This window comes from Marinobacter sp. MBR-105 (assembly GCF_053628895.1).
In genome coordinates, this window is the sequence record NZ_JBRJHG010000018.1 from 31,049 (window position 1) to 42,666 (window position 11,618).

Genomic DNA, 11,618 nt, shown 5'->3' on the forward strand with positions numbered 1-11,618 from the left:
TTTTTGTTCGGGGAAGATAATGGCACGAGTTACCGTTGAAGATTGTCTGGAAAACGTAGATAACCGATTCCAGCTGGTCATGCTGGCCACCAAACGCGCCCGCCAGATCGCCACCAAGGGTGCCGAGCCGATGGTTGCGGAAGAGAATGATAAGCCGACCGTTATTGCCCTGCGTGAAATTGCAGAAGGCAAGGTGACCCGCGATCTTCTGCTGGAAGAAGACGACGACTGAGTTCGTCCGGTTGCCGGCGATGCGTAAAAATACGTGCCGGTAATTGAGAAGCATTGAAATCTGCCTCCGCAGTTTTATAGTGTAACTATAGAACTTGCCAGGAAGGACAACGGAAGCCCGGATGCACGCATTCGGGCTTTTTTGTCCCCGGTACACTGACAACGATGGAGGCGCGGTGGTCGCAGCAGAGGCAACGGTAGAAGAACTGGCCAGAGAGCTCAGTTCCTACCTCGATACCAATCGCATCAATCAGGTGCGACGGGCTTACTATTACGCCGAACAGGCCCACGAAGGCCAGATGCGTAAAAGCGGCGACCGTTATATTACCCACCCCCTGGCTGTGGCCGGAATTCTTGCCGACCTCCGGCTCGACCATCAGAGCCTGATGGCAGCCATGCTTCACGATGTCATTGAAGATACCGGCATTCCAAAAGATGCGCTGGCGGAACAGTTCGGAGAGGATGTGGCCGAGCTGGTAGATGGTGTCTCCAAACTGACCCAGATTGAGTTCCGCTCCCGGGCGGAGGCCCAGGCGGAAAACTTCCAGAAGATGACCCTGGCCATGGCCAAGGATATCCGGGTGATTCTGGTGAAGCTGGCGGATCGTCTGCACAACATGCGCACCCTTGGCCCCATGCCGTACGAGAAGCGCCTGCGTATTGCCACTGAAACCCTTGATATCTATGCGCCCATTGCCAATCGCCTGGGCATGCATTCCATCTGTACCGAGCTTGAAGATCTGGGCTTTTCCTCGCTTTATCCCATGCGCGCCAAGTACATTTCCAAGGCGGTGGAGAAGCTTCGTGGCAGCCACCGGGAGATCATTGAAGACATCCGGGGAAAATTGCAGGAAAAGCTGGAGGAGCGTGGGCTTCCGGGCCGCATTCTGGGGCGGGAGAAACACCTGAACTCCATTTATAACAAGATGAAGTTCAAGCAGAAATCCTTCCATGAAATCATGGATGTGTATGCGTTCAGGATCATTACGGATACCGAGGATAACTGTTATCGCATACTTGGTGCCGTACACAGTCTCTACAAGCCACTGCCCGGGCGTTTCAAGGATTACATTGCCATGCCCAAGTCGAATGGCTATCAGTCCATTCACACTACCTTGTTCGGCATGCACGTGAACATCGAGATCCAGATCCGGACCGAGGAAATGGAGCACATTGCCAACAATGGTATTGCTGCCCACTGGATGTACAAAAACGAAGCCTCCGGCGTGACCACCATCAATCAATCCCGGGTAGATCGGTGGGTGAAGGGGCTCATGGAAATGCGCGAACGCGCGGATGATTCCATGGAGTTCATTGAACACGTCAAGGTCGATCTGTTCCCGGACGAGATCTATGTGTTTACGCCCAAGGGCCGGATCATGGAGCTGCCAAGCGGGGCCACCCCGGTGGACTTTGCCTATGCAATCCATACCGATATCGGCAATGCCTCTGTGGCGTGTCGGATCAATCGCAATCTGGCATCTCTGAGTCAACCGCTGCAAAGCGGGCAGACGGTGGAAATCATCACCGCGCCCGGCGCCCGCCCGAATCCTGCCTGGCTCAGCTTCGTGGTGACCGGCAAAGCCCGAAGCAGTATTCGGCATGTGCTGAAAACCCGTAAGCGGACCGAGTCCATGGAGCTGGGTCGCACCCTGCTCAAACGTTCGCTCAAGGGTTTTGGTGCCAAACTGTCGGATATCAGCGATGCCCAGAAACAGGCGGTGGTTAATCACAACCAGGTCAACAGCTTTGATGATCTGATCAGCGATATTGGTCTGGGTAACCGTATGGCCTATCTGGTGGCCCGTCAGTTGGTGTCCGGCAATGACGTGATGGACGCGCCGGCCAACCTGGAAAACGCCCCGGACAGCAAGCAGGGCGCCGTCACCATACGCGGCACCGAAGGGCTCTTGGTACGCTTTGCCAATTGTTGCAAACCCATTCCCGGGGACCCGGTGGTTGGTGTGATGGACTCCGGCAACGGCATGGTGATTCATTCAGATACCTGTTCCCGCCTGCCGGAGGACGATGAAGGCCGTGCCCGGCTGACCCACCTGAAGTGGGCCAAGGACATTACCGATGAATTCTCGGTGGAGCTTCGGGTTGAACTGGAGCGCCAGCGCGGGGTGATTGCCGAAGTAGCGAACGCCGTTGCCATGGCAGACGGAAACATCGAGCGCATCAGTGTGGAAGACCAGAACGCGCGCTTCGGCATCGTCAGCCTCGTGGTGCATGTGAATGGCCGCAAGCATCTGGCGCGGGTGATGCGCAGGGTCCGGAACATTCGTGCAGTGACCCATATCGGCCGGGTTCGGCACTGAGACCTTTGCGTGGTTGACAGTGGCTACGCCCAAAGGTGACGATTGGCGTTTTGGAAAAGAGGAAATTGCAGGTCATGACCAACAAATCTGTTATCCAGACCGAAAACGCCCCTCAGGCGATTGGTACCTACTCTCAGGCTGTTAAAGCCGGGGACACCGTGTATCTGTCTGGCCAGATTCCGCTGGACCCGGAAACCATGGAAGTGGTGGCGGGCGACTTTGCCGCCAAGACCCGTCAGGTGTTCGAGAACCTGAAAGCCGTGTGTGAAGCGGCCGGTGGCGAGCTGAAGGACATCGTCAAACTGAATATCTACATGACGGACCTGGCCAACTTCGCCACTGTCAACGAGATCATGGCCACCTATTTCCAGGAGCCGTATCCGGCACGCGCCGCCGTCGGTGTAGCCGCGCTGCCGAAAGGCGTTCCGGTGGAAATGGAAGCCGTTATGGTGCTCAGCTAAGCGTCAGAGCTTGCTGATCATCTCCCGGTACCCCGCCCGATAGTCGGGGTACCGGAATTCAAAGCCACTCTGAAGCAGTTTTCGATTACTGCAGCGCTTGCTACCGGCCCGCCCGCCTTTACGGGCGCCTTCCACCGGGGCTTTGCACGGCACCTGAGAACGCACCCAATCAACCACCTCATCCAGCCGAACCGGCTCGCAATCACTGGCGACGTACAGTGGCTCCAGGTCCTCACCGTTCAGGGCTTTTTGCGCAAGCCATGACACAGCGTTGGCGGCATCCACTTCGTGTATGCGATTGCTGAAAGGTGCGGGTGGTTGGGGGTTCATGCGGCCTTCCAGGACTTCCTCAAGAAAACGCTGACGGCTGGGGCCATAAATGCCACTGAAGCGAACAACGGTGGCTGGATGCCCGCTGTTCAGGGCGGTACGTTCGCCCTGGAGGATTTGTTGACCAGTGAACCGGTCCGGATCGGCAGGGCTGTTCTCATCGACCCAGCTGTCATCATTCTGCGCAAAGACGCTGGTACTGCTGATGAAGATCAGCCGTTTGAGGGATTGCTCACCGATGACGTTGAGCAGGTTCTTGAGACCAGTGACATAGGCTTGATGATAACCCTCTTCGTCGTAGCTGGATGGCGTCAGGCAATAGACGACGATGTCCAGGTGTTCCGGAAGCTTGCCGGCCATGGATTCCGGGCGGGTCAGATCTGCCCCGATCCCGGTCACTCCCTGAGGGACTCGATCCGGGTTGCGGCGCAGCCCGTATACGTCTCCGGCGCCCAGCAGAACCGTGGCAATGTCACCTCCGAGCTTGCCGCAGCCCGCCACCAGAATTTGTGCCTTTTGCTTGTCATCAGTCATTGCCATAGACAATTTCAATCCTTATCCTTTGGCTGATAAAGTAAGTGAAACTTCGACCTGAGTACGTCAACCGGAGCTCACCATGACCCTCACCGAGTTACGATACGTTGTTACGCTTGCCCGGGAAAGGCATTTTGGCCGTGCCGCAGAGCGCTGTCATGTCAGCCAGCCGACCCTTAGCGTTGCGGTTAAAAAGCTTGAGGATGAGCTCGGTATCCCCTTGTTCGAGCGCAGCAAAAGCAGTATTCGGGTGACCGAGGTTGGCCAGCGTATCATTGAGCAGGCCCAGCGGGTTCTGGACCAGGTGGGCGTGATCAAGGATATGGCGCAGGACGGCAAGAATCAGCTCAATTCGCCATTGAAGGTCGGCGCGATTTATACCATCGGACCCTACCTGTTCCCGCATTTATTACCGGAGCTGCGCAGAGCGGCGCCAGACATGCCCCTTTACATAGAAGAGAACTACACCGCCAGCCTGCGCCAGAAGCTGCGGCACTCAGAGTTGGATGCCATCATCATTGCCCTGCCGTTTGAAGAGCCGGAAGTAGTAACCCTGCCGCTTTACGATGAGCCGTTTGTGGTGCTGCTGCCAGCGGATCATCCGCTGACAGAGAAGGAGCAGGTGACGGCCGAAGAGATGGCGAAAGAGCAATTGTTGCTGCTCGGGCCCGGCCACTGTTTCCGGGATCAGGTGCTGGAGTCATGTCCGCCCCTGGTGGATGCCATCACCAAGCGGGCGGACAACGGCAGACCGGAGCTGGTGACCGAGGGCAGTTCGCTGGAAACCATCCGGCACATGGTGGCCTCCGGACTGGGAATCACGGTACTGCCGCTGTCGGCCGCCACTGCCATCAAATACCAGGAAGATATCCTTGCGGTGCGGCCTTTTGCGGCGCCGGTGCCTTTCCGAACCGTGGCGCTAGCCTGGCGTGTAACCTTCCCGCGGCCCAAAGCCATCGATGTACTGTCACTGGCGGCTAGCCAGTGCCGGGTGATAGAAAAAGCCAAAACCGACACACCGGCGGTTGCTGAAAGCGCCTGAGGGCCGTATGACGTCACTGGAGGACATCCCGGTAACCCAGCTCAAGGGCGTAGGAAGCGCCCTGGCGGAAATACTTGCCAGGCTGGGCATCCACTCCATTCAGGATCTCCTGTTCCATCTTCCCTACCGTTATGAAGACCGCACTCGCGTAGTGCCCATGGGCAGCCTGCGTATCGGCGATATTGCTGTGGTGGAAGGTGAGGTCATGAAGGCCGACCTGGTGATGGGCCGCCGGCGCAGCCTGCAGGTGACGTTGCGGGATGACACCGGGTTTCTGGTGATGCGGTTTTTTCACTTCAATGCCGCCCAGAAAAACCAGCTTGCTGAAGGCACACGAGTGCGCTGTTTCGGCGAGGTGCGCCCAGGCCGGGCCGGCTACGAATTCTACCATCCGGAATACCAGACCAATCCTCCTGCCATGCCGCCGGCCGAACAGGCGACGCTCACGCCGGTGTATCCTCTGACCGAGGGCATTCAACAGCCCAGGGTCAGGGGGCTGTGTCAGCAGGCCCTGAGCTATCTGGATCGCTACCCCATCAAGGACTGGCTGCCCCCGGCACTGCTGGCGGACTACCAGTTGCCCGGCATAACCGAGGCTGTTCGCCTGGTGCATTTGCCTCCGGCCGGCGCCCCGGTGCATCTGCTGGTAGAGGGAAAGCACCCGGCTCAGCAGCGGCTGGTGATGGAGGAGTTGCTTGCGCATCAGCTTAGCCTGTTGCAGGTCCGGAAGCAGATACAGGCCCGGGAGGCCTTGCCGCTGCTACCAGCGGGAGACCGGGCAGAGCGATTTCTGGAGCAACTGCCGTTTAGTCTGACCGGTGCCCAGCGCCATGTGATTGCCGATATCCGGCAGGATCTGAGTCAGCCGGTGCCGATGTTACGCCTGGTTCAGGGAGATGTCGGCTCGGGTAAAACCGTGGTTGCTGCCTTATCTGCTCTGCAAACCATCGAAGCCGGCGCCCAGGTTGCCTTGATGGCACCTACCGAGATTCTGGCGGAGCAACACTATCAGAACTTCCGAAATTGGCTGGAGCCATTGGGTGTGGAGTTAGCCTGGTTGTCGGGGAAGGTGAAAGGCAAAGCCCGACAGACAGCGTTGAGTGCGGTCGCCGAGGGTCGTGCGCAGATTGCCATTGGTACCCATGCCCTGTTTCAGGATGACGTGGTATTCCAGCGCCTGGCGCTGGTGATTGTCGACGAACAGCACCGGTTTGGCGTGCACCAGCGGCTGGCCCTGAGAGAGAAAGGGGTTGGCGGAACGCTGGCACCGCACCAGTTGATCATGACGGCGACGCCCATACCGCGAACCCTGGCCATGAGCGCCTATGCCGACCTCGATACCTCCGTGATTGATGAGCTGCCGCCGGGGCGCAAGCCCATCGAAACGATTGTGCTGCCGGAGAGCCGCCGGGACGACATCATTGAGCGGGTACGCAAGGCCTGCAGGGAAGGTCGGCAGGCCTATTGGGTCTGCACTCTGATTGAGGAATCCGAGGCGCTTCAGTGCCAGGCGGCGGAAGTGACCGCCCAGGAGTTGGTTGAGCGGTTGCCGGATCTGGCCATTGGCCTTGTTCATGGCCGCCTGAAAGCCCAGGAAAAAGCCGCGGTAATGGAGCGCTTCAAAAACGGCGAACTGGATTTGCTGGTGGCCACCACGGTGATCGAGGTCGGCGTGGACGTGCCCAATGCCTCTCTGATTATTATCGAGAACCCGGAGCGGCTCGGGCTGGCGCAGTTGCATCAGTTGCGGGGCCGGGTTGGCCGCGGTGAGCAAGCCAGTTTCTGCGTGCTGATGTATCACCCGCCCCTGTCCAATAATGGCAAGGCCAGGTTACAGGCGCTGCGGGACAGTCAGGATGGCTTCTTTATCGCCGAAAAGGATCTTGAGATTCGAGGTCCTGGAGAAGTGCTGGGTACTCGCCAGACTGGCTTGATGCAGTTTCGCCTGGCCGATTTTGAACGCGACAAGGGTTGGATTGCTCCCATTCGTGACATGGCGCCGAGCCTGATGAAGGAGCCTCGGGTAGTCTCAGCACTTATCCGACGGTGGCTGGGTGAGAAAATTCGTTATGGCGACGTATAGTGTTGGTCATGAATTTCATAACGCCTGTGCTCGTGGCCGATATTGGCCTGTTAATGTCGCGTTAATGACTGCAAAATGCATGAAAACTGATTGATAACCTTTGTCCGGAGAATGCTATGGAACTTCCTGTTGTGGTACAGCAGGCACTTGGTGATAACGCCCCCGGTGTATCGTTCCGGAGCGTAAGCCAGATTGATACCGGCCATTTGCTCCGAATGGTACTGCTCAGCGACGATCAAGGTAATCTGCAGGCCATCTGCCGTCGCAACGATATGCTCGATCTGGAAGCCCTGAACAAGCGTCTGGGGCGGGATCTGAGAATGATGCAGCGGCGCGAGCAGGTTCGGGTCCGCCAGAAAGCCGGGCTTCAGGAGTTGCCGGCGCTGCCATCACTCACCGGTTGGCCGACCGTAGTTGACCGGCGTGTGGATGAACTCGAGGCGGTCGCGCTGGAGTTGGGGGAACAGGACCTGGGCCTGATGATGCCGGGCGAAGATTTCCGCCAGTTGACGGCAAAGGCCGCCCGACACGATTTTGCGGTGGATACCGCGAATATATCCGTCAATCTTGACAATCACGCCGCCGACCGTGACCAGCTGCATTCCGCCATCAAAAAGTTCACCGGCTTGCGTATTCAGCAGCGACTGGAGGATACGCTGGAGCTGCCGCCCTTGCCTGAGACTGCTCAGCGCATCATTCATCTGCGGGTAAACCCTAATGCGGTAATGGGGGACCTGGTGGATGTGGTGGAGAGCGATCCGAGCCTGGCAGCCCAGGTCGTGAGTTGGGCATCATCATCGTTCTACGCCGCTGCAGGGCAGGTGCGTTCCGTCCACGATGCGGTGTCCCGGGTACTGGGTTTTGATCTTGTGATGAACCTGGCCATGGGCCTGGCGCTGGGGCGTGCCCTGAAGCACCCGAAGGATCATCCGGACGGTTATGTGGATTACTGGCAGCAGGCCATCTGGCAGGCTCAGTCTGCGGGCATTCTCGCGAGCATGATGCCTCGAGGGCAGCGACCTCTGTTTGGCCTCGCCTACCTGGCTGGTTTGCTCCATAACTTCGGGCATTTGGTACTGGCTCAGGTGTTCCCGCCGCATTTCAGGCTGGTCTGCCGGTCGCTGGAGGTGAACCCGCACATTGATTCCACTGTCATTGAGCATTACCTGCTGGGGATCACCCGGGAGCAGATTGCAGCGCAGTTGATGGAAAACTGGGGTATGCCGGACGAGGTGACACTGGCCATTCGTTACCAGAAGAATCCTTCCTATGACGGTCCCCATAGTGTTTATGCTCGTTTATTGTGGCTGGGACGGCAGTTACTGACGGAACGTGGTGTTGCCTTGGGCGCAGGTGAGCCGGCAACTCAGGCCGTTTATGATGAGCTGGGTCTGGACAGGGAGCTGGTTCAGGAACAGTTTGATGAGCTGGTAAGCCGCAAAGACAGTATTATGGCCATGGCCGGGATGATGAGTCAGGGCGGATAAAAAAGGGCCGGCCATTGAGGCCGGCAAGTTCACCCGCTTGTTGCAGAGTCGTCCAAACTTGTCAGGAGAAAACAACGGGGAGGCTGATCCAGTGTGGTGGGAGCGGCCTCCTGTTTTTAAATTTAGACAAGCTCCAGGAAAAGGAAAGGCGACTGCATGCAGATTACATAAATGAGCATGGTGTCAGCTTTCCTTGAGGCTTAAAGCTATTGATTTGCTTTGACATATTTTTGAGGCGGGCGTCCGGTCGGTAACAAAAAGTTACAAAACCCTGACGTCAGTCAAAACGATGATGCCGGATTGCGGTAGCGGCCCGACGGATTTCATCGGAATACTCCCTTTCCACCGCAAACCGTTCTTTGTCCATTTCCCGGATGGTCGCGGAGTCGGTATTCTTCCTCGCCCGATGGGTGGGCATATGCTGAATCTTGTCGTGCACCGTCTGGAACACCTGAAAGGGTGGCTTTTCCAGCAGTTCCGGGGCCAGGTAATCCAGCAGACCCTTGAATCTCAGACAGGCCTCGGAATACTCAACCTGGTCTTCCTCTACCGCCATGGCGATAATCCGGATACTTTCAATCATTTCGTCCCGGCGCCGGGCCTGAAACTCCTCAGTTTTCTTCTGGCGCAGCCGCTGTTCGGACAGCAGCCTGGATTGGCGCCAGATATAAACCAGTAACACACCGATAATAACCAGCCCGATGGCAATAAAGACCAATTGCAGCCCTCTGGGCATGGTTACACTCCTGTTTGTTCAAGAGGCCACTATCAGGCCTGTTTCTGTTGAGGTTCGGGTTGCCAGACTCTGACATCAACCGCCTGGCCGTTCAAGACCGAGGTTCCCGAAACCGGATCCACCAGGGCATCATCCAACAGATCGTTGATGCTGACCCCGGCGTGGGACGATGCCACTGATTGGCCGGTGCCTGATCGATGGTGACCCCAACCGTGGGGGATGGACACCACACCCGGCATAATGTCTTCGGTGATTTCCACCGGGATCACCACGTCTCGCCCCTGAACCGAAACCTCGGCATGATCTCCGGGGTTCAACGCTCGTTTGCTGGCGTCGTCCGGGTGGATAAGCAGGGTGCAGCGGCCTTTGCCTTTGACCAGACGCTGGCTGTTGTGCATCCACGAGTTGTTGCTGCGGACATGGCGACGGCCAATCAACAGCAGGCCGTCAGCGGGTGCAGATTCAAGGGTAGCCTGCATGCGCTCCACATCCGCGAGATAGCGGCGGGGTGCCATCTGAATCAGACCATCGCGGGTGAACAGCCTTTCCGGTAACGCCGGTTGCAGGGGACCGAGGTCGATGCCATGCGGTGCGGCTTTCAGAGCAGAAAGTGATAGGCCTTTAGGTAATTCATCCCAACGTCGGTTGAGTGGGCTCAGCCGGGCCAGGCCTTTGAGGGGGTTACGCTCCGGAAGAATGTCCATCACCAGTTCGATGGCGGTTTGGGCGAATGGGCGCACCGGGCCGGCGTCGGCACCATAGGGGCCTGTTCGCAAGAGCAGATCCAGAATAGGATCTGGTCCCAGTTTTTTGAACGCCCTCCAGCCCATTTCCGAGCGTAGGGGCAGGCGCCCGCCTTTACGCTGTTGTTCCAGACGGTGTGCGAGCTCCAGCAGAATCTGCCAGTCGTGGCGGGCGTCGTCCGCTGCCGGAAACAGTGCTTCGCTGTACTTGGCTACGTTGCGTACGGCAAACTGGCTGAAGATCAGATCATAGTGACTGCGCTCCAGGGCCGCCGTTGGCGGCAGAATGACATCAGCATGGCGGGTGGTTTCGTTCAGGTAGTAATCCACGGACACCATGAAATCCAGCCCCTCCAGGGCTGACTCCAGTCGCTGGCCGTTAGGGCTTGATAGCACAGGGTTGCCGGCCACGGTCACAAAGGCACGGACCTGACCTTCGCCCGGTGTAAGCATTTCATCGGCCATGGTGCTGGCCGGATACTCTCCCGCAAATTCCGGTAGACCGCGAACCCGGCTGTGGCGCTTACCGAAATGCCCTCGCTGCCCGGACATGGCGCCGAGTGCCACCAGATCCACCGCCGGTTGGGTGAACAGTACGCCACCGGGTACATCCAGCTTACCGGTCAGGATATTCAGGCAGTAGGCCAGCCACGTGGTGGTGCCGCCAAACGCCTGGGTGCTGGTGCCCATTCGGGTATACAGGGCTGCCCGTGGCGTTTTGGCCAGCTGTCGTGCCAGCTGTCGGATGGCCTCAGCCTCAATGCCGGTGTGCCTGGTTACCGCTTCCGGTGAGAACGACAGGGCGGCCAGGCGCAGAAGATCCACGTCTTTCACCAGCCGCTCGGCCGCGCCGGGATCCACCAGGTTCTCTTCGAACAGAGTGTGTACCATGGCCATCAGCAGGAAGGCATCGGTGCCGGGCCGGATAAAATGGAAGTTGTCGGCCAGGCGGGCGGTTTCGGTGCGTCGGGGGTCAATAACGACGAGTTGCCCACCGCGTTGCCGCAGTGCTTTAAGGCGGCCCCGGATGTCCGGTACGGTCATCAAGCTGCCGTTCGAGGCCATCGGGTTGCCGCCAATACAGATGAATAGGTCAGTATGGTCGATGTCGGGAATCGGAAACAGAATCTGGTGACCAAACATCTCCAGGCTGGCCAACATGTGCGGTAGCTGGTCGTTGGACGTGGCAGAGAAGCGATTCTGGGTGCCGATGGCCCGCAAAAACGGCATGGTGGTCATCAGCGCGCCGTGATTGTGAACATTGGGGTTGCCGAGGTAGACCCCGATACTGTTCCGGCCGTAGGTTTTCCGAATTCCATGAAGCTTCTCGGCAACCAGATCAAAGGCGTCCTCCCAGGATAGCTCTTCCCAGCCCTGGGCAGTTTTGCGTATCGGCTTCTTCAGGCGCTCCGGGTCTTCATGCAGATCCTGAAGTGCGACGGCTTTGGGGCAGATGTGGCCCAGGCTCAGAGGATCCTGATCGTCGCCCTTGATACTGGTGATTTTGCCGTTGTTGACCTCAATGGCAACGCCACACATGGCTTCGCAGAGGTGACAGGTGCGGTAGTGGACGCCGTTTTCCATGCAGGCTCTCCCGGAATTCTTGTTGTTGGGTTTCATATTGCAACCAGATTATCAGGAAAACGACCC

The 11,618-nt window shown here is 58.0% G+C and carries 9 protein-coding genes; 6 read left to right on the forward strand and 3 right to left on the reverse strand.

Annotation, left to right across the window (positions count from 1 at the left end; translation table 11 throughout):
* Positions 1–19 precede the first annotated feature (19 nt).
* The 3 genes from rpoZ (at position 20) to ACSSVV_RS17780 (ending at position 3,013) form a co-directional block, all read left to right on the forward strand.
* Positions 20–232, forward strand: a complete 213-nt coding sequence (gene rpoZ, locus ACSSVV_RS17770) for a DNA-directed RNA polymerase subunit omega (RefSeq protein ID WP_011784168.1) — start codon at positions 20–22, stop codon at positions 230–232.
* A 121-nt stretch (positions 233–353) separates the two neighbouring features.
* The gene (locus tag ACSSVV_RS17775; RefSeq protein ID WP_022991872.1) at positions 354–2,552 is read left to right on the forward strand and encodes a RelA/SpoT family protein; all 2,199 of its coding nucleotides are present in this window, start codon (positions 354–356) and stop codon (positions 2,550–2,552) included.
* 74 nt (positions 2,553–2,626) lie between these two features.
* Complete coding sequence (locus ACSSVV_RS17780) at positions 2,627–3,013, forward strand: RidA family protein (RefSeq protein ID WP_011784170.1); 387 nt, start codon at positions 2,627–2,629, stop codon at positions 3,011–3,013.
* Positions 3,014–3,016: 3 nt separating this feature from the next.
* Here the strand turns inward: ACSSVV_RS17780 and ACSSVV_RS17785 are convergent, their stop codons facing one another.
* Positions 3,017–3,883: an NAD-dependent epimerase/dehydratase family protein gene (locus tag ACSSVV_RS17785; RefSeq protein WP_022991873.1), complete on the reverse strand. Its 867-nt coding sequence runs from the start codon at positions 3,881–3,883 to the stop codon at positions 3,017–3,019.
* A gap of 76 nt (positions 3,884–3,959) precedes the next feature.
* Here ACSSVV_RS17785 and ACSSVV_RS17790 point away from each other — a divergent pair, with 76 nt between their 5' ends.
* From ACSSVV_RS17790 to ACSSVV_RS17800, 3 genes are all read left to right on the forward strand, one after another.
* Positions 3,960–4,919 (forward strand): hydrogen peroxide-inducible genes activator, encoded by a 960-nt coding sequence (locus ACSSVV_RS17790; protein WP_011784172.1) that lies wholly within the window; start codon positions 3,960–3,962, stop codon positions 4,917–4,919.
* Between the two features lie 7 nt (positions 4,920–4,926).
* Positions 4,927–7,002, forward strand: coding sequence for an ATP-dependent DNA helicase RecG (gene recG, locus ACSSVV_RS17795; protein WP_022991874.1), 2,076 nt, complete (start codon positions 4,927–4,929; stop codon positions 7,000–7,002).
* Between the two features lie 116 nt (positions 7,003–7,118).
* Positions 7,119–8,489 carry an HDOD domain-containing protein gene (locus tag ACSSVV_RS17800; protein ID WP_454106671.1) on the forward strand — a complete coding sequence of 457 codons (1,371 nt, stop codon included), beginning with the start codon at positions 7,119–7,121 and terminating at the stop codon, positions 8,487–8,489.
* 277 nt (positions 8,490–8,766) lie between these two features.
* Here ACSSVV_RS17800 and ACSSVV_RS17805 read toward each other — a convergent pair whose 3' ends face one another.
* Positions 8,767–9,225, reverse strand: coding sequence for a DUF2489 domain-containing protein (locus tag ACSSVV_RS17805; protein WP_014420409.1), 459 nt, complete (start codon positions 9,223–9,225; stop codon positions 8,767–8,769).
* Positions 9,226–9,257: 32 nt separating this feature from the next.
* Positions 9,258–11,552 (reverse strand): molybdopterin-dependent oxidoreductase, encoded by a 2,295-nt coding sequence (locus tag ACSSVV_RS17810; RefSeq protein WP_113880578.1) that lies wholly within the window; start codon positions 11,550–11,552, stop codon positions 9,258–9,260.
* Positions 11,553–11,618 lie beyond the last annotated feature (66 nt).